Below are 25,115 nucleotides of genomic sequence, written 5' to 3' on the forward strand. Positions count from 1 at the left end.
AGGATGACCCCGCAGTACGGCACGCAACGGCCGTTCGCCCATCGCCACCTGCCGCTGTGGCTGATGATGACGCTCACCGTGGTCACCGGCGCCCTGGACGCGGTCGGGTATTTGGGGCTCGACCGGGTGTTCACCGGCAACATGACCGGAAACGTTGTCATCCTCGGCATGGGTATCGCCGCCGAGGATGACCTTCCGGTGGCGGGCCCGGCGATCGCCCTGATCGGCTACGTGCTGGGAGCGGCCACCGTGGGCAGGCTCATCCGCGGACGGGACCGCGCGTGGACTACGGCCGTCACGGCGACGATCTCGGTGAACGCCGCCGTCCTGGCTGCCGTGGCGACCGTTCTGCTGGTGGCGCCGATCCCCGGCCAATCGTGGGGTGGCATCGCCACCGCAGCGACGATCGCGATCGTGATGGGCGCGCAGGCGTCGATCGCACGTTTCCTCGCGGTGCCCGATATGACGACCGTGGTGGTCACCTCCACGATCACCTCCTATGCCAGCGAGACCCTGTTCCTGGGCGGTCTGTCCTGGTTCACCCACCGGCGGCTGTGGGCCGTGGTGGCGATCTTTTCGGGGGCACTGGTCGGCGGACTGTTGATGAAACTGCACATCTGCGTTCCCGTGTACGCGGCGGCGGTCGCCACTGGCCTCTGCGGTGTGATCGGGCATCGTTACTGGCAGCGAGCGACGGCACCCGGCTGACCCGCTAACCGAGCAGGATCGGCAAACGCTCCAGCAGGGTGGGTAGCGCCGTGCTCGCGCTTTCCCGGATGGTGACGGTGGCATTGTCTGACAGCGGTGTTGCTTCGGGATTGACCTCGACGACCACCGCTCCACGCGACATCGCGATATCGGGCAGGCCGGCGGCGGGGTACACCAGCCCCGAGGTTCCGACGACGACAAGGACATCGGCCAGGCTGACCGCGTCCACTGCTGCCTGCCATGGTGCGTCGGGCAGCGGTTCGCCGAACCAGACGATATCGGGTCGGATCAGGCCTGCGCAGATCGCGCACACCGGCGGCGCCAGCTCCAGGATGGGCTCCGGAACATCTTGCAGCGGCCCGTGGTAGCGGGAACCGCAAGCATCGCAACGGAATTCGAACAGACTGCCGTGCAGGTGGTGTACCGGGGTGCTGCCCGCCCGCTCGTGCAGGTTGTCGACATTCTGGGTGATGACGGTGGCGTTGCTGACCCCAGAATGGCTGCGCCAGTCCGCGACCGCGCGGTGGCCGGCATTCGGCTCGACCCGCGTAACCAGATGGTGGCGCCACAAATACCAGGCCCACACCCGCTCGGGATGCTCCGCCCAGCCTTTGGTGCTGGAGAGCTCATAGGGATCGAACCGCGCCCACAACCCGTTCTTGTCATCGCGGAAGGTGGGCACGCCGCTTTCCGCGGAGATGCCCGCACCGCTGAGGACCGCTATGCGCACATCACCAAAATAGCTGGTCTGTTGGATACTGAACACGTGGAGCTGGGGGATTGGTTACGGGTTGACGGGCACGCCGCGAAACCGTTGTTCGATCAACTGCGGGGTCAGATCATCGACGGGGTGCGCGATGGCAGGCTGCCGCCGGGGACGCGGCTGCCCACCGTGCGCGAGTTGGCGTCACGGTTGGGGTTGGCGGTGAACACGGTGGCGCGGGCCTACCGCGAACTGGAAACCGCGGGCATTCTCGAAACCCGCGGCCGCTTCGGCAGTTTCATCGCCAGGGCGGATCCGGCCGACGCGGCGATGGCGTCGGCCGCACACGCCTATGTGGAAGCGGCCCGGGCGCTGGGGCTCGGGAAGGTGGAGGCGCTGCGCTATATCGACACCGCTTTCGACTGAGCCGAACCGGGTCAGCCGAATTCCAACAGGGTCAGGGTTGGCCGCAACGGGTCGAGCAGGCTCACCTGATACACGGTCGACAGCAGCGTGTTGAACACCCAGCCGCGTCCCGGTGGCATCTGCAGATCACGGACGGCACGGATCCCGGGAATGGTGTTCGCGAGCTCCGCCAGATCATCTGTCGATCGGCTGAACGGCATCGCGGGCACCGTGTAGCGCAGCGACGGCCGCAGCATGCCCCATCGTGCGATCGCGCTGAACCAGGTCGGCGGTAGGTCAAAGAGCATCTGCCCGCCGGGGAATCGTTTGGCGCACTCGGCGATCAACCCGAGCGCCTGTTCGGGCTGCAGATACATCAACAGGCCTTCGGCGGTGATGAAGACGCCGTCGCCGGTCTTCGAGCCGGTGTCCACCCGGTCCATCCAGCTGTAGTCCAGGGCGGACTGTGCGCATAGCGACACCCGAGGTGTGTCCGGCAGCAACCGGCGCCGGATCTCGATGATGGGCGGCAGATCGACTGTCAGCCAATGGAATCGGCTGGCGTGCAGGCTGGCGTCAAGCCGCCAGAAGCTGGTCTGCAAACCTTCGGCCAACGCGACGACGGTAGCGTCGGGGTGACTGGCCAGATAGCGCTTGGTGATCAGGTCAAAGGCGCGGGCCCGCAGCGCGATCTCTTGGCGGGGCGACCCGAATTTGCCGAAATCGGCGTCGATCGCCTCGACCAGGCTGATCGCCATCGGATCGTCGATGATCGCGTCAGCTCGGCGCGCCTCCTGCGCACGCGCGTTCAGCGTCAGCAACGCGGTCTCGGAGACTCCGGTCAGTTCGGCTTTATGTCGGATGGCACTCATCGGAGATAAACCCTACCGGTCGGAGCTGTCGGCTCAGTTCGACCGGCGTGGCCGAAACGGGGGCTCTGCCGGCCCGGCGACGTACGCTCGGAAGATGGCCAGACAGGTTTTCGACGACAAGCTGCTCGCCGTCATCAATGGCAACTCGCTGGGCGTGTTGGCCACCATCAAAGGTGATGGACGACCACAGCTGTCGAATGTGAGCTACCACTTCGACGCGCACAACCTCGTCATCGCCGTATCGATCACCGAACCGCGGGCCAAAACGCGCAATCTACGGCGCGACCCGCGAGCATCGGTTCTGGTCAGCTCCGACGACGGCTGGTCCTATGCGGTCGCCGAGGGCGACGCCGTGCTCACTCCGCCTGCCACCGCACCCGACGATGACACCGTCGAGGCGCTGATTGCCCTCTACCGCAACATTGCCGGTGAGCATCCCGACTGGGACGACTACCGCCGCGCGATGGTGACCGACCGCCGGGTCCTGCTGACGCTGCCGATCTCGCATGTCTACGGGATGCCGCCGGGCATGAGATAGGCGCTACGCTGCGAGCATGGCCAAAGAATCCGCACCGGCGGACTCCGCACCGCAAGACTCCGCGCCCGAAAGTGACAACAAGCGAAAGTTCCGCGAGGCGCTCGAACGCAAGAACACCAAGGCGGCCTCCGGTTCCGAGCACCGCGATGGCGGATCCAAGCAGTCCAAAGCGCAGGCCGGCCCGGTCGAGAACCGCAGGGAATTCCGCCGCAAGAGCGGGTAGATCGGTTAAATCTCCGCGAACGTGCACCGATGTGCACTCTGTGCCGGGCAGTTTTAAGCTGTGGATGCAACAGCTGGTGGTTTGAACGGGTTCGACAGTAGCTCGTCGAGGGCTTCGGTTGGGGTTTTCCAATCGAGGGTTTTGCGGGGTCGGTTGTTGAGTTTGATGGCGATGTAGTCGAGATAGTCAGCCGGAAACACCGATAGGTCGGTGCCTTTGGCAAAGTATTGGCGCAGCAGTCCGTTGGTGTTCTCGTTGGTGCCACGCTGCCACGGCGAATGCGGGTCGCAGAAGTAGATGTCCAAATCGGTCGCCGCGGCGACCGCGGCGTGGTTGGTCATCTCCCGGCCCTGATCCCAGGTCAGGGTCTGACGCAGGATCGCCGGCAGCGCGGCCATCTTGGCCACAATCGCCTCTTGTACCGCGGTGGCGCCGTGACCATCGGGCAAGTGCAGCAGCATTAGGAACCGGCTGGCGCGCTCCACCACGGTGCCGATCGCCGAGCCAGACGCCACGCTGCCCATGATCAGATCGCCTTCCCAATGCCCAGGCACCGCGCGGTCCTCCACCTCAGGTGGGCGCTCACTGATGTTGACCATGTCCCGGATACGTCCGCGACGCTCATCGGCACGGCGATGCGGTCTACGTAACGCCCGCCCAGTGCGGAGACACTGATGTAGCTCGCGGCGCAGATTCCCTTTGCCCTGAACGTAAATCGCTTGATAGATGGTCTCGTAGGACACCCGCATCTCCGGATCGTCGGGGAAGTCGATCACCAGCCGTGCAGCGATCTGCTCGGGGCTGTGCTGCTCGACGCTCAACCGAGTCTGCACCTCCTCGTGGAGCCGCGCATTAGTCGCGAGCCTGCCCGGCCTGCCACGCCGGGCCCGCCGCCGGGCATGCCCGTGAGCGGTGCTGGCCCGATACCGCGGCTGGGCATCCCACCCACCCTGACGGACCCCGAACCTATACCGCGATCGATACCTACCGCGGCACTTGCCATTACGGTTGATCTCGCGCATCACTGTCGAGGCCGCGCGCTTCAATCGCCGCGCTATCGATTGGATCGACTCACCGCGAGCAATACCGTCTTGGATCTCTTCGCGTTCCTCGAGGCTAAGCCGAGGCCTCCGCCGTACTCCGTTGTCGGGAAATCGTGGTTTCACCCCACCGAGCTCAGCAAACCAACGATAACCGGTGAGCCCTGACACGCCGACAGCGATCCCGGCCTCTCGGGGCAGTATCCCGTGGGCAATCAAATCCCAGAACTGACGCTCTACACACGCCAACCGCATCGCACCCATAACAACCCCTCAGATGGAGGCTGTTGCAATGACCGCTTAAACCCAAGCCGGGCGAAATGCACATGGCTGCACGCTCGCCAGAGCTAGATCTTGTTCGCGCGTTCTTGGAGTAGGACTGCGACCAGGCAGACGGCCGACAACACTGCGACGGCGATCGCGAACGTCACGCCTGCGGTCCGCAGTCCCCAAGCCTGGCTGGCCACGCCCTCGCCGATCACCGGAACCGAGATGGCGATATAGGCGATGACGAAGTAGGTCGAGCTGACCTCGGCCCGACGCTCCGGCGGGGTCCGTTCGGAGACCGCCGCCAAACCGCGCCCGAAGCTCATCCCCTGTCCGACGCCGGCGACCACAGCGGCCGCGATCAAGCCGACCAGCGACGAAAAGTGCAGGGCCACAGCCAACATGGCCATACCCACCACCAGCAGCGCGCAGCCCACCGCCACGGCGCGTGCCGAGGGGATCCGGATCGCCAGGAGTTGTGCCACCGCTGACGCGGCGAACACCGAGGACACGATCAGCCCGGCGACCGCATGGTTGCCGATCCCGATCACCCCGGAAACAAACGATGGTGCCACCGCGGTGAACAGTCCCGTCACCGCAAAACCGGCGAACGCGGCCGTCACGGCGGTGTAGAACACCGCTCTGGTCTCCGGCGGGATGGCCAGCCGTTGGACGCCGATTTTCCCTTGGCGCTCCGAGGTTTCGGCGGCGAACAGCACGGCGCCGCCGGCAAGAAGCATCAGCACGATATGCACGCCGAAACTCAGATACAGCGGTGCGGGCGCGTACTGCACCAGAATCCCGGCGATCAACGGGCCGAGCCCAAGTCCGCCGATATTGGCGACCGTGGCGACCGCGGCCGCCCGGGATCGCCAGCTCTGCGGCGCGGCCTCGATGACGGCGGCGGTGGCGGTTCCGGTGAACAGGCCGGCCGACAGACCGGATAACACGCGGGCCACCAACAGCTCAGGCACCGAATGGGCGAACAGAAAGAGCACGGCGCTGGCCAGGGCGCACCCGACACCGGCAAGCAGCATCGGTCGTCTGCCGACCGCATCGGACCATCGACCGAACGCCAGCAGCGCAACGAGCACACCCACCGCATACGTCGCGAAGATGACCGTGGTGGTGACGACCGTGAAATGCATTCGGTCGGCGTAGAGCGCATACATCGGGGTCGGCAGCGTGGTGCCGATCATGACGGCCACGAATGCGTAAGTCAGGAGGGCGAATCCGAAGCGCCTGCGGGCCGAGGGCACGGCTGATGGTACGGCCGCCGCGACGTCTCGCCGAGTGTGGGGCATGTGGTGGGTCAACGCATCAGGACCGCAGCACATGCCCCACACAAGGCGAGAGACTCACCACACAATCAGTGGCTGATCGCCTTCTCGGCGCCGACACCGGTCAGGGACCGAACTTCCATCTCGGCGTTGACGCCAGGGTCGCCGCGCTCCGAGGAGGTCAGCGTGCCGACGACGCCCAGGATGAAGGCCAGCGGAATGGAGACGATGCCGGGGTTAGCCAGCGGGAACCAGGCGAAATCCACGCTGGGGATCATCGCTGTTTTCGCACCGGACACCGCAGGCGAGAAGACGATCAGCACCAGCGTCGAAATCAGCCCGCCGTACATGCTCCACAACGCGCCGCGGGTGTTGAATCGGGCCCAGTACAGCGAGAAGATGATGGTCGGCAGGTTCGCCGCGGCGGCGACCGCGAACGCCAGCGCCACCAGGAAGGCCACGTTCTGCCCGTTGGCCAGAATGCCGAGGCCGATCGCCATCACGCCCAGCACCACGGCGGTGATCCGGGAGACCCGGACCTGCTCCTGCTCGGTGACCTTGCGTTCCCCGTGGCGCACCAGGTTGGCGTAGATATCGTGCGCGAAGGACGCCGAGGCCGTGATCGTCAGACCGGCGACGACGGCCAGGATGGTCGCGAAAGCGACCGCCGAGATGATGCCAAGTAGTACGACGCCACCCAGTTCGAACGCCAGCAGCGGTGCCGCCGAGTTCACCCCGCCGGCCGCGGACAGGATGCGGTCAGGACCGACCAGTGCCGCAGCGCCATACCCGAGCACCAGGGTGAACAGGTAGAACGCGCCGATCAGTGCGATGGCCCAGACCACCGAGCGACGCGCTTCCTTGGCGGTCGGCACGGTGTAGAACCGCATCAACACGTGCGGCAGGCCCGCGGTACCGAGCACCAGGGCCAGCGCCAGTGAGATGAAGTTGATCTGTGAGGTCAGCGAGCCGCCGTACTGCGCGCCGGGGGCCAGCACGTCGCGCTTGGCGACACCCTCGGTGGTGGCCCCGGAGATGGCCGTCTGCGCCGAACCGAGGATCTCGGAGAAGTTCAGCCCGAACTTGGCCAGCACCATGACCGTCATCAACCCGGCACCGGCGATCAGCAGGCAGGCCTTGATGATCTGCACCCAGGTGGTGCCCTTCATCCCGCCGACGAGCACGTAGACGATCATCAGGATGCCGACGACCGCGATCACCAGTGACTGGCCGCCGCGGCCCTTGATATCGAGCAGCAGTGCGACCAAACCACCGGCGCCGGCCATCTGGGCCAGTAGGTAGAACAGCGAGACCGTCAGGGTGGAGGTGGCGGCCGCCATCCGCACCGGACGCTGCCGCAGCCGGAAGCTCAGGACGTCGGCCATCGTGAATTTGCCGGTGTTGCGGAGCAATTCGGCCACCAGTAGCAAGGCCACCAGCCACGCCACCAGGAACCCGATGGAGTAGAGGAAGCCGTCATACCCGTAGACGGCGATAGCGCCGGCGATACCGAGGAAGCTGGCCGCTGACAGGTAGTCACCGGCGATGGCGATGCCGTTTTGCGGTCCGGAGAAGGAGCGGCCGCCGGTGAAGAACTCGTCGGCGGTCGCGTTCTTCTTGCTGGCCTTGATCACCACGACCATCGTGATGACGACGAAGGCGGCGAAGATGCCGATATTGGCCGCGGGATTGCCGACGGTCTCGGCGGCGAGGACGGTGAAGCTCATGTGGCCACCTCTTCTGATCCTTCAATCTCGTTGCGAAGGGCCGCGGCCCGTGGATCGAGTTCACGATTGGCGAACCGGACATAAAGGCCGGTGATGATGAAGGTGGTCAAGAACTGGCCCAGCCCGATCAGCAGGCCGACGTTGACATTGCCGAATACCGGTGTGGCCATGAAGTCGTCGAAGAAGGCGCCCAGGACGACGTAGGTGGCGTACCAGATGAGGAAGAACGCTGTCATCGGAAAGACGAAGCGACGTAAGCGAGTCCGGAGTTCCTGGAACTCCGGACTGGCCTGGATGGCGATGAACTGCTCCCCGGTGGGGGCAGATGGCAGATCGGTGGTGGACACCGCGGGTGCTCCTGACCTCGATGTGAACTGCGTGTGCGGAAAAGCCTATTGAGACCGGCATCACATTCACAGGGCTTTTCCAGGGTGGTCCGTGGAAGCTGGCAGGGCCTGCGGCAAGCGGTGCGTTGTCTACGACGAGCGGTCGGTGGCTCAGTCGCGGGGCAGGCGCTCGACGCCGAGGCCGAGTCGTTCGGGGACGTGCATCCTGGCGAAGATGCGCGCCACATCCGGCGGCGCGGTCGATTTCGTCAGCAGGCTGACCACCACCATCGTCAGGAATGCCAACGGCACCGTCACCGCGGCGGGAAAGCCGATCAGCGCGGCCGGCCAGCCGCCGAACAGCGTGTCGTCGATGCCGCCGGTGACCGCCAGGGTGGTCGCTGTCCCCGACAGCACACCACCTACCGCCAGCCCGCAGATCGCGCCGACGCTGGTCAACCCGCGCCACCAGATGCCCAGAACCAGAAGCGGACACAGCGTCGAAGCCGCGACGGCGAAGACCATCCCGACGCTGCGGGACAGTTCGATGGACGAGGCCGCCAAGGCCAGCGGAATCGGGACCATGCCGCCGACGAGTGCGGCGAGGCGGAAATCGCGGACCCGCCCGGGCAACACGTCGGTGGCCAGTGCACCGGCGATGCTGACGAGCAGACCCGATGAGGTGGCCAGGAACGCGGCGATCGCACCCGCTGCCACCAATGCGGCCAGGCCGGCGCCGATGACGCCGCCGATGGCCGCGCTCGGCAACAGCAGCACGGCCGCGTCTGCGGTGCCGGTGATCAGCAGTTGCGGCACATACAGGCGGGCGAACACGCCGAGCAGCGTCGGGAACAGGTAGAACAACGACAGCAACGCGATCACCGCCAACGCGGTGCGCCGAGCGGCTCGCCCGTCGGGGTTGGTGTAAAACCGCACCAGCACGTGCGGCAGCCCCATGGTGCCGAGGAATGTGGCGATGATGATCGAAAGCACTTGGTACAGCGGATGATCCCCACCGAGTCCGCGACCTGAGGCCAGCCATTCGTCACCGTTGGCCGGGGTGCCTGCCACCACCGGGGTGGCGGCTCCGGCGGCCAGTGTCAGCGTCGTCCCCTGGCCGACGGTGTACCGACCGGGTCCGGGGATGGCGGCATTGTCGAGGTGTCGTCCGTCCAACGTGCCGGTGACGGTGATCCCGGTCGGCTGCGCCACCTGGACCACCACATCGGTTTCGACGGTGACGGTGGTCTGGTGCGGGACGGTGGGCGGCAGCGGGCCACCCAGTTCGGTGCGATCGGAGAGGAACAGCGCCAACAGGGCCAGTGCGGGGACAGCGATCGCGGTCAGCTTGAGCCAGTACTGGAATGCCTGCACGAAGGTGATCGACCGCATTCCGCCGCCGACCACGTTGGCGATGACGATCGCCCCGACCGCCACCGGACCTATCCAGACAGGCACGCCGAGAAGGATTTTCAGGGTGAGACCGGCCCCTTGGTACTGAGGGACCAGGTACAGCACGCAGATCACGACGACCACGAGCATGCTCACCGTCCGCAATCGCGCCGAGCCCAGTCGGAATTCGGCGAAATCGGGCACCGTGTAGGCACCCGATCGGCGCAGCGGGGCGGATACGAACAGCAGCAGCCCCAGGTAGCCTGCGGTGAATCCGACCGGATACCACAGCGCGTCGGCACCGTACTTGGCTACCAGTCCGGCAACCCCGAGAAATGATGCAGCGGAAAGGTATTCACCAGAGATGGCGGCCGCGTTCCAGCGTGGACCGACGGTCCGCGAGGCGACCAGGAAATCGGAGGTGGTGCGCGATAGTCGACCGCCGTAGGCGCCGACCAACACCGTTGCCAATGCCGCCAGAATCAGGGCGCCGGCGGTCAGGATGCTCATGTCTCGTCGGTGCCGTCGTGGTGGCCATCGTTGACGATGCCGATGAAATCGCGTTCGCCCTGTTCGGCCAGTCGGACGAACAAGCGGGCGACACCGTAGAGCAGCGGATACAGCAGCACGCTCAGAATCAGCCAGTTCATCCGGACACCAAATAGCGTCAGTGCCTCCAATGCGGGAAAAGCGTTACCCAGCAGAGGGATCGCGGCGATGATGCAGACCACCACCGCGGCCAGCCGCAAGGCCAGACCGAGTTGTGTGCGGACCAGTCCCCGTACCAGCGCGTCACCGACCTCGGTCTGCTCTTGGAGTTCGACGCGGGTCCGCACCATGCGCGCGCCCCGGCGATGGGCGAGCACGACGCGCTTGCGGGGACCGGGGTCAGGGTTGGTCATCGGCGCCGGGTCGGTAGTTGCGCATCGGGTCGCGCACCAGGCGGTCGCGGAGTTCACGGGTCTGGCGGCGGCTGACCGGCAACTCGACGGCGGGGGATTCACCGTTGGCCTTCACTCGGACCAGCACGCCTGCGTCGGTGCTGCGCAGTCCGGAAACCTGATGTAGCGCCACCAGGTATGAGCGGTGTACCCGTTGAAATCCTTTTGTCCGCCAACGGCTTTCAAGCAGCGACAGCGGAATGCGGACCAAATGTGAACCGGAGGTGGCATGCAGCCGGGCGTAATCGCCGTCGGCCTCGACCCAACCGATGCTGTCGCGGCGCACCAGGTGTGTGACTCCACCGAGTTCGACGGGCAGCACTTCGTCGCTGTCGTCGGAATCGACCGGTTCGGTGCTGCGCACGGCCAGCACGCGACGGATCGCCTCGTCGAGGCGCTGTGCGCGTACCGGTTTCAACAGATAGTCGGTTGCGCCGACGTCGAAGGCGGCGACGGCCTTGTCTTCATGTGCCGTCACGAATACCACCGCAGGCGGCGCCGTGAAATTGGCCAGCACCGCGGCGAGCTCGAGACCGGACAGGCCCGGCATGTTGATATCGAGGAAGATTGCGTCGTGGCGGCGTTCGGAAAGTTCGCGCAGCGCCGAATTGGCGTCGCCGACGCTGTGGACCGCGCCGACGAACGGGTGATTACCCAGCAGATAGGCCAATTCGTCGAGTGCAGGTTTCTCGTCGTCGACGGCGAGCACGTCGATCACCCGTGTCACGTGCCGCCACCTCCAAGCTGAAGACGTGCTCTAAACGTGGACACCTGATCGGAATTTCGGCACCCGCATGATCACTTTGGTACCCGCGCCGAGGGATGTCTCCACCACCAGACCGTAATCGTTGCCGAACGCCGCTCGCAGCCGATGGTCGACATTTGTCAGTCCGACGTGTGCGGTCTGGTCACCGGAGGTATCGGTGCCGAGGGCATCGGCGTGCGCAGACTCCAGGACCTCCGGATCCATCCCGACGCCGTCGTCCTCAACGGTGATGACGCAATCAGCGCCCTCGTCGCGGGCGATCAGGGTGATCGCTCCGCCGGGGCGACCGGCCAGACCGTGACGAACGGCGTTCTCCACCAACGGTTGCAGGGCCAGAAACGGGACCACCACGTTGAGCACCTCGGGAGCGACCTGCAATTTCACCTCCAGTGCCGCGCCGAAGCGGGCGCGCTCCAGGGTGAGGTAGCGGTCGATATTGCGCAGCTCGTCGGCCAGCAGCGTGTAGGGCCCGGCCGCGCGGAAGGAGTACCGGGTGAAATCGGCGAAATCCAGAATCAGCTCACGGGCCCGGTCCGGGTCGGTCCGCACGAAGGAGGCGATGGTGTTCAGTGCGTTGTAGACGAAGTGCGGGCTGATCTGGGCCCGCAGCGCCAGGACCTCGGCTCGGTCCAGTCGCGCCCGCGAGGCGTCCAGTTCGGCTAGCTCGAGCTGACTGGTGGCATACCGGGCGACCTCGCCGACCGCGCCGAGCATGCCGGGACCCGGCGTCGCGTTGGTGACGATGACCAGGACGCCGTCCACGGCGCTGTCATCGGGTAGCAGAGGTTGAGCCACCACCGCGGGTAGCTCGCCACCGGTCAGTACCCGTCGCTGCCCGGCGATCGATACCTGTGCCGCGCGTTCGCACCGGGCCAGCAAGAAGGGCGTCCACATCGGATCGCCGGGCGGTTCGTAGGCCAGCAGCTGGGCGTCGCGGTCATAGAGGGCGACACCCTCGGTACCGGTGAGGTCCCGCAGGTGCGGCACCGCGCGGGCGGCGGAGTCGGAGTCCAGTCCCTCGCGCAGTGCGCGGGCGGCCAGTGACGCGGTGTGCAGGGTGGCGTGCACGGCCCGCTCGGTCGGGGTCGCGACCACCCGGCGGGTGCGCACGACGATGACCGCGGCGATCAATGCGACGACGAGCAGCGCCGTGGCCACCACGACTGTGAACTCGCCGGACATGGTGGTGAGGGTATTGCCAACCGGGTGACCGGGTCCATCGCGATAGGCGCGTGCCGTCGCGCGCGGTGGAGTGTCTCTCTGTTCGCCTTGTAGCGACAACCGCCTGGGCGACGCGTGGTCAACCCCGTTGTCGCTACGAGGCGGACAACTCGAGGTGTCCGCCTCGGCGAGGGTTTTAGACTGTCGGCATGTCGAAGCTGCAGCTTGTGCAGGATCCCGCGGCCGATGAGCTGCTCGAGTCCAATCCGTTGGCGTTGTTGGTCGGGATGATGCTCGATCAGCAAGTGACCGTACGATTGCAACCATGACCAAACAGCTGAGGGCACTCGTCGGCGCTCGCGTGTCGGTAGTCCAGGGACCGCAGAAGGTCTCGCATATAGCGCAGTTGGAGACCACACGAAAGTGGGCAGAGGCCAACGGCTACAACGTGATTGGGCAGTTTGAAGACCTAGGCGTGTCTGCCGAGAAGCGGCCAGAGGATCGGCCAGACCTGGGCCAGTGGCTCACCGAAGAGGGAGCGTCCAAGTGGGACGCTATCGTCTGGTCGAAGATGGACCGTGCGTTCCGATCCACCCGGCACTGCGTCGACTTCGCCCAGTGGGCTGAGGAGCACGACAAGGTGGTGGTGTTCGCAGAGGACGGGTTGAAGCTCGACTATCGCCCTGGTGCAACCAAGGGCATCGACGCGATGATGGCAGAGCTATTCGTGTACCTCGGGTCGTTCTTCGCCCAGCTGGAGCTGAACAGGTTCAAGTCACGCGCGGCCGACTCCCATCGGGTGCTGCGCGGGCAGGATCGTTGGGCCTCCGGTGTCCCTCCTCTGGGCTTCAAAGTGGTTGACCACCCATCCGGCAAGGGCAAGGGCCTGGAGCGCGACACAGAGGGCTACGGCCTGTTGCACGGCATGGCGGCGAAGCTTCTAGAGGGCTGGTCGTTCATCCGAATCGCTGCGTGGCTCAACGAGTCAGGCGCGCTGACGAACATGGACAGGGCGAGAGTGGCCAACGGTAAACCTGCGAAGGCGAGACCGTGGTCGGTCAACTCCGTAATAGACGGGTTGACCTCTCCGAGGACACAGGGTCTGAAGATGACCGGTCGGGGTAAGCACGTAATGACCGTGCTCGACGCCGAGGGCGAGCCGATCAATCTCGGACCCCCGACGTTTGACGCGGACACATGGAAGCAGATCCAGAAGGCTGCCCAACTCCGAAAGATTGGCCGGCGGACGCCCAGCAAGACGACTAACCCGGTTCTCGGTGTCGCTGTCTGCGGCTGCGCCGGCTGCCCTGCGTGCGGGGTCACCGATGGCGTCTGCGGATCCTCGTTGGCGCAACAGATCACTCGTAAGAGGCTGGCAAGCGGCGAGATGGGGGAGTGGCGTTCGTATAGGTGTGGCCGAACACCTCTGAATTGCAACGGTGTTTCCGCACGGGCCGATGATGTGGACTTCCAACTGGCACACGAGTTCGCCTTCTTCCGAGGAGATGAGCCAATGACGCGAAGCGTGTTCGTGCCGGGAGAGGACCACAGCGCCGAGCTTGATCAGGTCAACGCAACCATCGACCGACTACGGATGGAGTCCGACGCCGGTCTGTTGACGACATCGGACGACGATCGCCTGTGGCTGGAGCGGATGAAGGCTCAGGTAGCCAAGCGTGACCAGCTAGCAGCGACACCGAGCCGTGCTGCTGGCTGGATCACCGAGGAGACAGGCCAGACTAAGCAACAGGCTTGGCAGGCAGCAGACGCGGGAGACCGGAGGCAGCTCTACCTAGATGCTGGTCTCCGGTACGTGCTGACCCGCAAGGGGGAGCGCGATTACTTCGACCGGCCACAGACCCCAGTGACTCCAGCGTGGATGGACGCCGAGCACCGGGAGTATTACCTGGACCAAACGCGCCTAGACACACCCCGAAACGAAAATGGCTAGTGTCCCTGGTCATGTCACGCAAGACAAGATTCGAGTACACGGTAACCGCCCGCTTATCGCTGGGGTGGTCGGACAATCGCAGCGGGTGGTCGCACAGCGAATCGGGAAACTATGAGCAATGTGCTCAACAGGCGGTGCAGTGGGTGGCTGAGATGCGTTCTGCGGGTGCGGACTCAGCTACCCGCACCGTGACGCTGAGGCGTTGGGACGATTGGGATAGGGACACACTCAAGTACCGTTGTCCGCCGATACTCGAGGCGTCTTACTTCGATGATGAGCAAGGCCTGACCAAAGCGGAGGTCTACTCCGCGCGTGTGCACGACTGGCACGTCATGTCCGACAGTCACAACAGGGTTGCCAGCCTTGGGCCATTCGAATACCGGCCGTGGCAAGAGAACTGGGGCCTAGAGCCCGCCGCCTGTCAGGCGTGCGATGCCGTCCTAGAACCCCAGAACTTCTACAAGTACAACGGAGAAGTACTGGTGCGGCTGGATGGCACTCGGCGTCTGCTAGGCGCTTGAGCTACTTGCGGACCATCACGTAGTCGACGTGAGCCGTTCGGGGGCTCCCTGTGTAGTCCAGTCCTTCCCCCTCGATGCCGTACCGCTTGCCTTTCCACTGGATCCGGGACCGAGCGCCTAGAACTCCCCGGTACCGGATCAGTCGCAGCCGGTACCGGGTGGTGGTGATGAAACCCCCGTCTTGGTTCTCCTTAGCGGAGATCGGCTGCACGACAGCCCGATGCGTCGTGCCGATCGGTGCAGCTCGTGTGAGGATGTTGCCGTCGGAGTCGGTGTAAGCCTCCTCCGGGAACACGGTCACAGAGTCGTTCCCCCTATCGAGCAGTGACATTCGCACATCCCTCCAGCCGGTGTAGCAGGGCAGCGATGGCAGGATTCGGCTGCCCCGCTGCTTGCTTGGTTCGGATGTCTGCGATGAACTCCGCGTGCGTGCGCGGATCACTCGTGAGTCTGCTTTTCATAATCTGAACAAACACAGCGCCTGCGTTGACCGTAGGAGCGGCTGACTTGCCGTACCTCACCCCTGGTCTCATCGGTTCCACCGTGCAGAGGCTGCGACAGTGCCTGCCTGGCTGCGCGTCATCTTGCCGCCGTCGCTGTCGTCGGCCACCCTGATCGACTTCAACATCGACAACAGCAGCGTCTGGTTCTTCCGTAGGTCATCAACCTCGGGCATAGAGGCTGGCTGGCCGTTGTAGCCTTCCACCCGTGTGTCTGCGCCGGCGGCACTGACGAATTCACGTAGCCGGTCTACCTCATCAGCGAGGTAGCAGACCTCCTCGATGACGGTTCGCGTCTCCGGGCTTCCCGTGAAGTTGGCTGACTCGTGGAGTTCCCTCCATAGGCGTCTGCCCCGACCGCGCGCCTTGAGGCCCGTCGGATACTTCGGTATCTGTGGCTTTTCAGCCTCGTTTTCGGCCATTTCCGGCCCCCTTCTGTTGTGTTTTAAGTGGCCCCGGCAACGGGCCTCTTGGGTGTCTCTGCAGCTCAGCGATGTTGCTGAGCGCTGCCGGTTATGCACTCGTTGTGTATATTCATACGAAAAACTAGGCTATGCGACGCATCCGGTGGCTCACCCGCATTACGTCCCGGTCTCGGGAGGGGTCATAGGGGGTCTCCCCCTGGGGGGTGGGTGCATAAGTATGCAGATGTTATGCAGACCTCGAAGGTTGCTGACACATCGGTAGGGGTAGTCCACGCTCACGTATCTCACGAGCCAATGCCCCTCTCACACTGGCGAACTCGGACCAGTGGTCCGCGATGGACACCAGCGCCACCCATGCGTCTGAGCTGAGTGCCTGATCCCCAGCGACGTGATACAGCTCTTGCAGCCTGGTCAGTTCGTAGTCCAGCGCTCTACACATCGGGCCGCAGTACGCGCTTCTGTCTGACCTGCGCTCGCATCCCTCGCGGGCACACGACTTGGATCTTCGCCGCCCTCGACGTTGCGGCTTCTGCGTTGGATCGGTCACGTTGCGCTGCCGTTGATAGTTCCGCTTCCCCCGTTGAGGGCAGCGCGTAGAACGCTTGCGCCGTTGAGGGGCATGGTTCCAGCGCTTCCCCTCTCGCCATGGATGGCTGCTGCCAATAATCCTGCGGTTGTCTGTGGCGCGTTATGCGCCTCCTCCTCGGCCTTGCGCCGTGCGTCGCGTTCTTTCTGGAAGGCGACGTTTCGGTTGTGCATTTCGATGGCCAGGTCGAACCACTCGAGGTGATTAGCCGGTCCTGGTAGGTCATCCACGGTGGCGATGCCACGACTTTCCAACTTGTGGGCGACTGCTTGGGCGAATTCTTCGGTGATCGGTTCCGGTCGGTGGCCCCTGCCGCTTCTCTCGATGGCGGCTTTCAACGTGCGTGCGGCGTTCATGCAATTCCTTCGGGTGGGACGAGAAAGGCCCTCAGCGTTGAGCCGAGGGCCGTTCCGTGGGTGTTGTTGTGGGTCAGGCGAACCGGACGGACTTGGCGGCAGCCTCTTGCAATTCTGAGCGGATACCAGCCGCCTCAGAGAGGGTGTTGATGCCGAACTCCACCCGCCCGCGCACTGCGGCGAAGAACACCGGGTCGATCGCGGCAATCGCCGGATCGGTGTTACGTCGTCGCGCCGCAGCGTCAACACGCTCAAGCTCGGAATACGTTGACGGCCTGAGGATCCGCAGCGCCACCTCCATATCCGTTGTTCCTGACAGCTGGCCGGTACTGGCAACCCACGAGCTGACCCTGTGCAGGTACTGGACCTCCTGCTGAGCCTGTCCGAAGGCGGTGACGGCGTCCGGGCCGGCCGCAACGAGCCGCTCCGAGAGGGTGGTCGTGGACTTCTTGCCGTTGTTGACATCTGGATCTCCGGGGAGCTTGCGGACCGCATCGGCGTAGGCCTCGGCGTGTCGGTTGAACTCTGGGGTCAGCAGCTCGATGACCGCTGATACCGATGCGCGTGCGACGGCGTTGACGCGGCGTGCTGCAGCTTCGACGGCGTAGTTCTTCGCCTTGCCGAGCACCGATAGGCCGCCGCCTGGCACCTCAGACAGGACAAGCTGGTCGGCGAACTCCTTGATCTTCTCCTCGGCGTTGGCTGCGGTGACCTCCGCGAGATCGAACTGGGCCTGATACCCGACCTCGGTGTAGAGCAGCGCCTCGAATACGTCGATGGCGGTGGCGAGTTCGTTGGGTAGCTTGACCCCCAGCCCGGTCCAGCGACTGACGGCTTTGGCGATAGCGGTGTGATCGAACATTCGGTGTTTCCTCCTGGTGGTGGTGTTCATAAAAAGCGGCCTCCAGCTCGGATGCTGGAGGCCGAATACAGATGTGGTGATGAGTTGGATAGCGTGGAACCTACGAACGCTTAGAATCGACCTGAGAGCGATTCATGGTGACGCGTTGGCCTGCAGGAAACTTATGACGGCTTCCTCTCCGTCGAGAACGATTCCGGCGGTTGCGATGTAGCACTTGCCGAGGTCCTCACGGGAGCGCGCCAGTTCCGGGGTGCTCTCAGCTCCTGGCCTGATGTAGACCTCGTGTGACAGGTCAGCTGTCATCTCCCGCGCAGGATGGAGCGCCTGCTTGGTTGACTCGTCCCAGTCGTCCGGTATCTGTCGTTGCATTCCTGCGCGCTGAAAATGGTGCAGCACCAGACCTTCGGACTTGGTGAACCCGTGGGCGAGACGAACCACGACGTGGTCTTCTGGGACATCTGCACCTCGCAGGATGTCGACTCGCTGGCTGTTGCCGGTCGCCATCACACCGGGGTAGACCAGCTGCAACAAGCTCTCGGTACCGATGATCCTTCTCCTATTCTGTTGGGTTGAAAAGCGAGAGGCCCCTAGACCCCGTAACGGGTTTGGGGCCTCTCGTCGTTACGTCCTGCCTACGACAGACAACGCCTGCCGGGATTCGGTCCGGTCCTTGATCGACAGGGCCTCATCGACAGATCCGATCTGGAAGATGTACTGAATGCCCTCGGTGATGGCCTTCGAGAGGATGCCGTTTCCGCCGATGCCGATGTCCGACAAGAACTGCTGCCCAGTCGCTTTCGCGAAGTTGACGGGTGCGCTCATCAGGCCAGCGGCTGCCTTGGCGAACGGGTCTTCCCCGCTGGCTGCGACGTCTCCGTACTTCGCCTCGTTGCTGATCCGGTCTTCCTGCAGCGCGAGGATGTCCTTCTGCGCCTGGAGCTGATCCATCAGACTCTGAATAGCCTTGCGACCGGTTCTGTCGTCTGCGGCCAGAGCGTTCTTGTCGACCTTGAGTGACTTCTTCTCCAGGTCGATCGCGTCCAGCGTCTTCTCGATCTCGTTGGAGTAGTCGACACCTGAGAGTGACAGCCCGCTGTCGAAGGCGTCGGAGAGCTTCTTCGCGAGAGCCTTCGCCTGGTCGATGACCGGCTGGAACCCCTCCACGAGCCCTTTACCGAACCCCTCGGCGGTGTATCCGCCGTAGTCGGTGAACAGCTTTGAGGGCGAGTTGATCCCGAGGAAGCCGGTGACGGCGTTGGCTACCGAGCTGGCGAGTTCCTTCGCCTTCGCGACGGCGGAGCTGATCATCCCTCCGATGCCGTTGATAAGGCCTTGAACGAGGTTCTTGCCTGCGTCCAAACCTGCCTGCGCCAGCCCAGCGAGTGCGCCGGCGACCCTGCCGGGCCACGAGGAGACCTCTGCGAGGACCTGCCCGCCGGCGGAGACGACCGATGCCACAACGGCCAGGAACGAGGAACCGAAACCGGATACGGAGGCTGCGGCCTGTCCGATCGCCGAGACGACCGAGGCGAACAGGCTTTTGACGCCTTCCCAACCTGCTTTGATTCCGTCGGCGGCTCGGGTCATTCCCTCGAACAACGCTCCGGATACCGTCACGGCTCCGCCGAGGACTGCTCCGAGGACTTCGATGGCGGCTGTGAGCGAGTTGACCTTCTCGGGATCCCCCATGAAGTCGATCCCCTGCTGGAACAGCGGGGCCAGCGAGGTCACGAGCGCGTTGATCGTGGCTCCGAGCCCGTCGAACGCAGCCGACAGCGAGCCGTCTGCGCTGATCTTGTCGACCCACGAGGTGAACTGAGCGCCCATCTCGGAGAACCACCCGGAGATGGCCGGGAGCTTCGCGGCGAACTCGTTGGCGAGCGTCAGCAGCCCGTTGGTGAACAGCGTCACGCCGGGAGCCGCTGCGGTCAGCGCGGCGGAGATGTTCGAGATGATCGAATCGATCTGGGCCATACCTCCGCTGGAGGTGATCGCGGAGGTGAACCCGCCGAACAAATCGGCCACGCCTTGGCTGACCTTCGGCAGCGACTTCTCCAGCGCCGGGAGGATCTTCCCGAGCTGGTCAAACACCGGTGTGAACTGGGCCTCTGTCGCTATCGACATCGCCGACTTGAGCTTCTCGAACGGGTACGTCAGCCCGGAGGCTGCCGCTTTGAGGCCGTCCAATCCGAGGGCTATCGCCCCGATCGGGACGGCCACCGAGGCCAGCAGGCCCGGTATAGCCAGCAGACCCGTCGCGACCACACCGACGATGGGGGCTGCCGCCGCCAAGGCTGCGAGAGCCACCAGGAGCGTCCCGGTGTCGGGGATGCCCATACCCTTGCCACCGCCTGCGCCACCTGAGAGGGCTTGGCTGACCTGACTCAGGGCGGATCGGTCGACTTCGAGTTCGACCTTCGCCTTCAAACCGGTTGTGGCAGCTCGTATCTGCTGCCGTAAACCGGAGGTGTCCGGCTCTACTTCGATGTTGAGCTTCAACGACTTTTCGATGGAGCTGAGATCTCGTCGGAGATCTCTTCGAAAGTCGTCGGTGTCGGGTAGGACCTTGACAGATACCCGACCGACCTCTACGCCTCCTGGACCTGCTATTTCTCAGCCCTCCTCTTTCTCTGCGCGGCCATCATCGACGCCGCGATGGCAGCGAGGGCTCTGCTTCCCCCAGCTGGGAGTTACCGATCCACTTGGTGAGCACTGCGGTGTACAAACTTGCCTTGACCTGTGGGTCGTCGTGCTCGAGCTCGGCGATCAGCTTCCTCGGCGAAGAGGCGATCAGCCGGAAGACCTTGGAGACGGATTCGACTACCAGCTCGGACCACTCGTCCAACGAATCTTCGTCCTCTTCATCCTCTTCGTTCGAGTTGATGTCTTCGACAGCAGCGAGCACTTCCTCGCGAGCCTTCTTCTTCAAGCGAAGGATGCTCTTGAGCTCGACGGAAGAGCCGTCGGGCAGCTCGATCTTGGTGGGGGCGTACTTGTTGATGGTCTCTTCGCGGAGAGCATCGAGAGTGAAAACGTTTGACATGGCGAACCTTTCGTTAGTGGTTGTGCTGCCTGGCCTTTGCCTAGGGCAGCAGAAGATAAAGCCCCGGTTGCACGAGGCCTCGGTTGTATATTGCGGAGAGAACCGCTCTCAGAGGGTCGAGAGTCGCCGGTAGCTGCCTGGGTAGGCAGATTTGTTCGCGTTCTGCCTCTGCTCGATCTCCCAGCGTTTGATCTCCAGGTGCCCGTAGATCCCGAGCGAGTCCGCGACCGCATCGAGCGGTGTAGCGACTGCGAAGTAGAGCGTCGGCCCGCCGGGACCGGAGGGCTTGATGCCCGCCAAGCAATGGTTAGCTAGGATCCTGAGGAATCTCTTGACGCTGGGCACCGCCATCCCGGTTCGCTCTGCGACGTACCGGGCCGTCACAGGATCATCGGTCAGAACCTCGTGAACCCGTTGGGCACTCGGTCCCAAACCCCTGCGTGACCACAGATCAAAGGGGGGTGTCAATTCGTGACTCAATGAGGCTTTGCCGGTACTCCTTGAGCCAGTATTTGATACCCCCCATCGAAGTGATAGTTGGTACCTCTTGGTGGACCTGACAGAGGTCCGCCTGTCGGTACGCTCCACTTCTCGGATTAGTCCGATGTCAGTAAGCGCCGTCAGAGCGCGGCTGACTGTTCGTTGGGACATTCCCGATGTCCACTTAGCCAGCTCGTAGCTGGAAAGTGTTCTGGTGAAGCAGTTGTGCTCGATGCAGAAGCTGATCAGGGCGAGCGCAACCGCGCGGTCGCGGGATCCGGTTGTGCCCTTCCAGCCGGTATGAGCGCTTACCCTGGCAGCGAGCTCGGTCAGAGCAGCCTCAAGGTGGAACGGCTTAGATTCCTTGGCCTTGAGCCACGCGCCGGCCAAACTGGCGTCCTGCTTCTTGGCCTTGTCGGTGGTGCTGTTCATGTATGACGACCACAGGTGCGACGACATCACCCAACGCTCGTAATCGTCTGCGTCGCCGCCTTGATTGCGGATCCTGCTGGCGATCGGCAGCAGCTCGTGACCGACCCACGTGCCGTTGGCGTGCTCTGACTGCAGCAGCTCCAGCGTCAGAGCGTCAGGTGCGAACGGTTCCACGTGAGGCCTTCATGGCTTCGATCTGGTCGATTAAGTCCGAGAGGGTCGCCTCGGTGAACAGCAGGAACTTGCCGGTGCCCTCGATGGCGATTTTGTACGACGTCTCGCGGCGGCGAGCATCCCAGCTCGACGTGAGTACGGGCGACCGGATCATTGGCGTTGTCTTCTTTCTCGATGAGGCGTAACGACTTTGGACGGCTGCTACGGCAGCGTCTCTGGCTGTGCGGTGATTCCTGCCGCCAGTAAGGCGGCGAGCCGTTGCAGGTTTATCGGTGGTTCGGATCGGGTTACTTGCACTCCGTGCGATTCCAGGGCGAGCGCCAGCTCCAACGCTGCCCGCTGCCGCCCTCGATACGTCACGTTCTTCGACTTTCGGCACTGCTTGCACCAACCGTCGGCGTCGCGGTCAGCGGTTGTCTCAATCGCGTGCCCGTGTGGGCATGCGTTGTCCATGAGGTGATACCTCCAATCTGTTTGAACAGGGGTTCGGTGAAAAAGAACAGCACCCCAACCGGATCGGGGGTGCTCTGTATAGATAGAAGTCTGAGCGGCCGGGACATGACCCGACCGCTAGAGCGGCGCTCAACAGATAAGGCCAGGAGGACCACAGGGGCGACACGCAGCGAGGGGGATCTCTACCCGCTCACTATCTAATGTTGTAACTGTTAACAATCTTCGAGGTCAGAACCGCTCGCGGAACTCGAAGTCACGTTTCCTAGACGATGGATCTCTCCGTAGCCGTGCCATCCCTCGACGCGCCTTGTCGGCGCGCTCTTGCTCGCGCCGTTCACGACACCCGGCGCAGAACTTGGGCCACCGGCCTCTAGGCCCAGCGTTCCTTTTCCCTCGGAACTCCGGGGCTGACGCGTCGCGCTCGGAGTAGATCCAACATCCGCAGGCACACTGGCCGAACCACCATCGGGTTCCTCGCATCTCGATGCAGGTGCCTCTCTGCACCTCCCATCGCTTCATCGTGGTTCCGTTGGGGTTTCTGGTGTCGAGCTGCGGCTTGAGCATCTGCTTCTGCCTGAACTCCTCGGTCAGCTTGTACATGCTGAACGGAAGCCTCGTGCTGTAGCGGCGTGTCGACATTGAACCGCCACCGTCGCAGAAGTCGGCGTAATCAAGGTCCATGCTCACGCAGTCAACCTGGCGTAGCTTGCGGACCGTGAGGCTGGCGGGACGTACACCGACACCTCAACCTCGCCGAACATCCAATCGTCATCTTCGAACTTCTCCCGCGCGGAGAGCGCGAGACCGTACTGCGCGATGAACCGGCGCACCGGTTCGTACATCGAATCCGATTCGCGGACAAGAGGACTCCGCAGAACCTCCAAGCGTTCTGCGTCGCCCGTGGCGATGAGAAAGCACGGTTCGACCGCCTCGAATGGGAATAGGCCTGGTAGTGAAGCGGTGTTGGTGTCAGCTATTGATGTGGCCAAATTCGTTTCCTATCTTGATGATTGGTTGTTTGGTAATAGAGGGGGGGTGCCGTCTGCCTCCCGGCGATGGCTCCCGCGCCTCATTGGCTCAGAGTTAGTAGGTGAATTCGCCTTCTGATCCACGCAGCTCTGCGCTCAGGATGGCCGGCTTGATCAGCCATCCCAGAACCGTCTCCACCTGGCTTGAGGCATCGGTCGGCGCGTCATTGATCGACCTGCGTGCGGGGAAGTCGGTATCGGTCGGCTTGATGCTGACGACGTGTCGAACTCCGTTGTAGGTCGTCAGGGTGGCGATTACGGTCTCGTCATCGAGCGCTAACACTTCCCATCCGGCGGCTTTCGCTGCCCACGTCAGAACGTCGGCGACTGCTACGTGAGCAAAGCCGGCGGTGGCGGTTTGAGTTCCAGTCATGATCTCTCCCTTAGTTTTTGGCAGCTGATACCCGCTGCCGGGGTTGGCCCTATCGGGTCGTCAAGCACTTATTTGCTCTCCTGCATGTCGAACCATCTGGTTACCTCGCGTCCCCGTCGCTGACGGCAGTCGATGCTCGCGGTGTAGGGCGGTCGCTACTCGCCCCATATCTGTGGTGGTCCCTGCTATTCGGTAGGAGGTCCCGGCCCCGCTTCGGTACTGCCCGAGTTCCCTGTTTTGTTGCGTCGCCATCTCTGACGATGCCAATCAAACCATGACCAAACTGTTTTGGCAACACTGTTTCGTCCGATCGGGTTGTACGATGGGTGCATGCGAGAGACGTACAAGGAGAAGCTGGGCGAGTGGTCGGTACTCATGGAGTGGCCGGAGGGTGCTGAATCCGGCGGGCCAGTAAGGCTCGTCATAGAGCCGGTCGATCCAGACAACCCACCGCCAGGCGGACTGTCCTCGACCGTCCTCCGCGACGTTGACTTTCAGAAAGCAGCGGCCAAGCTTGCCGGGTTCTTCGAGATGGCGCGTGACCAGAACCGATCTCAGGACGAAAGCACAGGTGGACGGCTCCGGGAATTGCTTGCAGTCGGAGTGACGACCAACTATCTGGTGCGCCTCTGCGAGGAATACATCGAGCTAGTCAAACGTGGAAGGGCGCACCCGTCCGAATACCTAGCCGAGTTGATCGGCAAGAATCCGAGCACGATCAAAGGGCACCTATGGAAGGCGAAGAAGGTAGGGCTATTTGCCGGCGGGCACGGTCGTGTCGGCGGCAAGTTGACCCCCGAAGGCGTGCGTGTGGCACACCGCCTGTTCCTCGATTCCATGAGCGAAGCCGACCGGCGACGCTGGATTGACGAGTTCGGTGAGGATCCCCCGCAAGATGACTGAAACTTGACACCGTTACGACATTGGTTATGGGCAGAACGCCGTTCACGGTGTTGGTAAACCCCCATATATCTCGGTTGACACCTCGCAGGGGACAATCTGCGTATGGCGTGGGAATGGGTGCCGCCGGTCGCGACGGCGGTTGGCGTTGGGGTGGTTGGCGTAGTCGGGCTGACTTTGACCTGGTACAGCGGTAAACAGGGTAGAGATCACGCCGAAAAGGTTGCGAAGGACACTTTCGCTCACCAGCGGATGCTCGCCGGCCAGGAGCGAAAGCAACAGCGACTAGAAAACGCTTACATTGAGCTTCTCGACGTGGCCGAGCAGACCGGGCATTGGGCGCAGATTTCCTACCCGCTCTTCGACACCCACCCACCTGCGCCAGTGCCCCCGTTGCCGACGCTAGAGGCACAGGCGCGTGTTGATGCCCTAGTTAAGGCGTTCGGATCGACAGAAGTCCTCGCGTGCGCTGATCGCTGGCGGACCGTGGTACTGAAGTTGATCAAGGAAGATCGGCTGATCAAGATGGGCCTTGAGCACGAGGTAGAGCACAGCCCCAGGGGTAGATTCTTCGAACTGCAGAAAGAGGAGCGCGCTACGCGTGAAGCTCTCGGCAATCAGGTGGCAATTGAGCTCGGACACCGGCGGGTCGACTGACTCGGCGTGTTCAACCACTTGGCGG

General features: G+C 63.6%; 29 protein-coding genes and 1 pseudogene. 8 read left to right on the forward strand and 22 right to left on the reverse strand.

Annotated elements, in window-relative coordinates; translation table 11 throughout:
• Window positions 1–3: 3 nt before the first annotated feature.
• On the forward strand, window positions 4–708 hold the full coding sequence (locus ADBZ9O_RS10315; RefSeq protein WP_526530841.1) for a DUF1275 family protein: 705 nt from the start codon (window positions 4–6) through the stop codon (window positions 706–708).
• A 4-nt stretch (window positions 709–712) separates the two neighbouring features.
• Here the strand turns inward: ADBZ9O_RS10315 and ADBZ9O_RS10320 are convergent, their stop codons facing one another.
• Window positions 713–1,438 carry an SIR2 family NAD-dependent protein deacylase gene (locus ADBZ9O_RS10320; RefSeq protein WP_526530843.1) on the reverse strand — a complete coding sequence of 242 codons (726 nt, stop codon included), beginning with the start codon at window positions 1,436–1,438 and terminating at the stop codon, window positions 713–715.
• A gap of 36 nt (window positions 1,439–1,474) precedes the next feature.
• On the opposite strand from ADBZ9O_RS10320, the gene ADBZ9O_RS10325 reads away from it, so the two are divergent.
• Window positions 1,475–1,837 carry an Rv1152 family transcriptional regulator gene (locus ADBZ9O_RS10325; RefSeq protein WP_526530845.1) on the forward strand — a complete coding sequence of 121 codons (363 nt, stop codon included), beginning with the start codon at window positions 1,475–1,477 and terminating at the stop codon, window positions 1,835–1,837.
• An 11-nt stretch (window positions 1,838–1,848) separates the two neighbouring features.
• On the opposite strand, the gene ADBZ9O_RS10330 is transcribed toward ADBZ9O_RS10325, so the two are convergent.
• Complete coding sequence (locus ADBZ9O_RS10330; protein WP_526530847.1) at window positions 1,849–2,688, reverse strand: class I SAM-dependent methyltransferase; 840 nt, start codon at window positions 2,686–2,688, stop codon at window positions 1,849–1,851.
• A 94-nt stretch (window positions 2,689–2,782) separates the two neighbouring features.
• On the opposite strand from ADBZ9O_RS10330, the gene ADBZ9O_RS10335 reads away from it, so the two are divergent.
• Both ADBZ9O_RS10335 and ADBZ9O_RS10340 read left to right on the forward strand, forming a co-directional pair.
• Window positions 2,783–3,226, forward strand: a complete 444-nt coding sequence (locus ADBZ9O_RS10335; protein ID WP_526530849.1) for a PPOX class F420-dependent oxidoreductase — start codon at window positions 2,783–2,785, stop codon at window positions 3,224–3,226.
• 16 nt (window positions 3,227–3,242) lie between these two features.
• Window positions 3,243–3,449 (forward strand): DUF5302 family protein, encoded by a 207-nt coding sequence (locus ADBZ9O_RS10340; protein ID WP_526530851.1) that lies wholly within the window; start codon window positions 3,243–3,245, stop codon window positions 3,447–3,449.
• Window positions 3,450–3,502: 53 nt separating this feature from the next.
• On the opposite strand, the gene ADBZ9O_RS10345 is transcribed toward ADBZ9O_RS10340, so the two are convergent.
• The 8 genes from ADBZ9O_RS10345 to ADBZ9O_RS10380 all read right to left on the reverse strand — a co-directional run bounded on the left by ADBZ9O_RS10345 (window position 3,503) and on the right by ADBZ9O_RS10380 (window position 12,370).
• Entirely contained in the window at window positions 3,503–4,753 is a 1,251-nt protein-coding gene (locus ADBZ9O_RS10345) for an IS30 family transposase (protein ID WP_526524756.1), read from the reverse strand.
• A gap of 83 nt (window positions 4,754–4,836) precedes the next feature.
• Window positions 4,837–6,060, reverse strand: a complete 1,224-nt coding sequence (locus tag ADBZ9O_RS10350; protein ID WP_526530853.1) for an MFS transporter — start codon at window positions 6,058–6,060, stop codon at window positions 4,837–4,839.
• A gap of 65 nt (window positions 6,061–6,125) precedes the next feature.
• The gene (locus tag ADBZ9O_RS10355) at window positions 6,126–7,763 is read right to left on the reverse strand and encodes a monocarboxylic acid transporter (RefSeq protein WP_526530855.1); all 1,638 of its coding nucleotides are present in this window, start codon (window positions 7,761–7,763) and stop codon (window positions 6,126–6,128) included.
• Complete coding sequence (locus ADBZ9O_RS10360) at window positions 7,760–8,110, reverse strand: DUF485 domain-containing protein (protein WP_526530857.1); 351 nt, start codon at window positions 8,108–8,110, stop codon at window positions 7,760–7,762. The genes ADBZ9O_RS10355 and ADBZ9O_RS10360 overlap by 4 nt, the downstream gene beginning before the upstream one ends.
• 150 nt (window positions 8,111–8,260) lie before the next feature.
• Window positions 8,261–9,991, reverse strand: coding sequence for a sodium/solute symporter (locus ADBZ9O_RS10365; protein ID WP_526530859.1), 1,731 nt, complete (start codon window positions 9,989–9,991; stop codon window positions 8,261–8,263).
• Window positions 9,988–10,383, reverse strand: a complete 396-nt coding sequence (locus tag ADBZ9O_RS10370; protein ID WP_526530861.1) for a hypothetical protein — start codon at window positions 10,381–10,383, stop codon at window positions 9,988–9,990. The genes ADBZ9O_RS10365 and ADBZ9O_RS10370 overlap by 4 nt, the downstream gene beginning before the upstream one ends.
• The gene (locus tag ADBZ9O_RS10375; RefSeq protein WP_526530863.1) at window positions 10,370–11,149 is read right to left on the reverse strand and encodes a LytR/AlgR family response regulator transcription factor; all 780 of its coding nucleotides are present in this window, start codon (window positions 11,147–11,149) and stop codon (window positions 10,370–10,372) included. Before ADBZ9O_RS10375 ends, ADBZ9O_RS10370 begins: the two co-directional genes overlap by 14 nt.
• 30 nt (window positions 11,150–11,179) lie before the next feature.
• Entirely contained in the window at window positions 11,180–12,370 is a 1,191-nt protein-coding gene (locus tag ADBZ9O_RS10380) for a sensor histidine kinase (protein WP_526530865.1), read from the reverse strand.
• Window positions 12,371–12,558: 188 nt separating this feature from the next.
• Here ADBZ9O_RS10380 and ADBZ9O_RS10385 point away from each other — a divergent pair.
• Window positions 12,559–12,657 (forward strand): annotated as a pseudogene (locus tag ADBZ9O_RS10385) (HhH-GPD-type base excision DNA repair protein); the annotation flags it as partial.
• A 17-nt stretch (window positions 12,658–12,674) separates the two neighbouring features.
• Window positions 12,675–14,300, forward strand: a complete 1,626-nt coding sequence (locus tag ADBZ9O_RS10390; protein WP_526530867.1) for a recombinase family protein — start codon at window positions 12,675–12,677, stop codon at window positions 14,298–14,300.
• A gap of 522 nt (window positions 14,301–14,822) precedes the next feature.
• Here ADBZ9O_RS10390 and ADBZ9O_RS10395 read toward each other — a convergent pair.
• From ADBZ9O_RS10395 to ADBZ9O_RS10450, 12 genes are all read right to left on the reverse strand, one after another.
• Complete coding sequence (locus ADBZ9O_RS10395; RefSeq protein WP_526530869.1) at window positions 14,823–15,122, reverse strand: phage head completion protein; 300 nt, start codon at window positions 15,120–15,122, stop codon at window positions 14,823–14,825.
• A gap of 228 nt (window positions 15,123–15,350) precedes the next feature.
• Window positions 15,351–15,743, reverse strand: coding sequence for a hypothetical protein (locus tag ADBZ9O_RS10400; protein ID WP_526530871.1), 393 nt, complete (start codon window positions 15,741–15,743; stop codon window positions 15,351–15,353).
• A 546-nt stretch (window positions 15,744–16,289) separates the two neighbouring features.
• Window positions 16,290–16,688, reverse strand: a complete 399-nt coding sequence (locus tag ADBZ9O_RS10405) for a hypothetical protein (protein WP_526530873.1) — start codon at window positions 16,686–16,688, stop codon at window positions 16,290–16,292.
• A gap of 73 nt (window positions 16,689–16,761) precedes the next feature.
• Window positions 16,762–17,550, reverse strand: coding sequence for a hypothetical protein (locus ADBZ9O_RS10410; RefSeq protein WP_526530875.1), 789 nt, complete (start codon window positions 17,548–17,550; stop codon window positions 16,762–16,764).
• A gap of 132 nt (window positions 17,551–17,682) precedes the next feature.
• A complete protein-coding gene (locus ADBZ9O_RS10415; protein ID WP_526530877.1) occupies window positions 17,683–18,078 on the reverse strand; it encodes a hypothetical protein in 396 nt (131 codons plus the stop codon).
• 93 nt (window positions 18,079–18,171) lie between these two features.
• Entirely contained in the window at window positions 18,172–20,049 is a 1,878-nt protein-coding gene (locus tag ADBZ9O_RS10420) for a phage tail protein (RefSeq protein ID WP_526530879.1), read from the reverse strand.
• A gap of 142 nt (window positions 20,050–20,191) precedes the next feature.
• Window positions 20,192–20,593, reverse strand: a complete 402-nt coding sequence (locus tag ADBZ9O_RS10425; protein WP_526530881.1) for a phage tail assembly protein — start codon at window positions 20,591–20,593, stop codon at window positions 20,192–20,194.
• A gap of 108 nt (window positions 20,594–20,701) precedes the next feature.
• A complete protein-coding gene (locus tag ADBZ9O_RS10430; RefSeq protein WP_526530883.1) occupies window positions 20,702–21,679 on the reverse strand; it encodes a hypothetical protein in 978 nt (325 codons plus the stop codon).
• Window positions 21,660–21,833 (reverse strand): hypothetical protein, encoded by a 174-nt coding sequence (locus tag ADBZ9O_RS10435; protein WP_526530885.1) that lies wholly within the window; start codon window positions 21,831–21,833, stop codon window positions 21,660–21,662. The genes ADBZ9O_RS10430 and ADBZ9O_RS10435 overlap by 20 nt, the downstream gene beginning before the upstream one ends.
• Before the next feature lie 527 nt (window positions 21,834–22,360).
• Window positions 22,361–22,819: a hypothetical protein gene (locus ADBZ9O_RS10440; protein WP_526530887.1), complete on the reverse strand. Its 459-nt coding sequence runs from the start codon at window positions 22,817–22,819 to the stop codon at window positions 22,361–22,363.
• Complete coding sequence (locus ADBZ9O_RS10445; protein ID WP_526530889.1) at window positions 22,816–23,016, reverse strand: hypothetical protein; 201 nt, start codon at window positions 23,014–23,016, stop codon at window positions 22,816–22,818. The genes ADBZ9O_RS10440 and ADBZ9O_RS10445 overlap by 4 nt, the downstream gene beginning before the upstream one ends.
• A 199-nt stretch (window positions 23,017–23,215) precedes the next feature.
• Window positions 23,216–23,533 (reverse strand): hypothetical protein, encoded by a 318-nt coding sequence (locus ADBZ9O_RS10450; RefSeq protein ID WP_526530891.1) that lies wholly within the window; start codon window positions 23,531–23,533, stop codon window positions 23,216–23,218.
• Between the two features lie 330 nt (window positions 23,534–23,863).
• Here ADBZ9O_RS10450 and ADBZ9O_RS10455 point away from each other — a divergent pair, with 330 nt between their 5' ends.
• Together ADBZ9O_RS10455 and ADBZ9O_RS10460 are read left to right on the forward strand one after the other, a co-directional pair.
• Window positions 23,864–24,436 carry a hypothetical protein gene (locus ADBZ9O_RS10455; protein ID WP_526530893.1) on the forward strand — a complete coding sequence of 191 codons (573 nt, stop codon included), beginning with the start codon at window positions 23,864–23,866 and terminating at the stop codon, window positions 24,434–24,436.
• Between the two features lie 102 nt (window positions 24,437–24,538).
• Window positions 24,539–25,090, forward strand: a complete 552-nt coding sequence (locus tag ADBZ9O_RS10460) for a hypothetical protein (protein ID WP_526530895.1) — start codon at window positions 24,539–24,541, stop codon at window positions 25,088–25,090.
• The last annotated feature ends 25 nt before the right edge of the window (window positions 25,091–25,115 follow it).

The sequence above is a fragment of the Mycobacterium sp. genome, assembly GCF_965229105.1.
In the GTDB taxonomy this organism is placed as follows: Bacteria; Actinomycetota; Actinomycetes; order Mycobacteriales; family Mycobacteriaceae; genus Mycobacterium.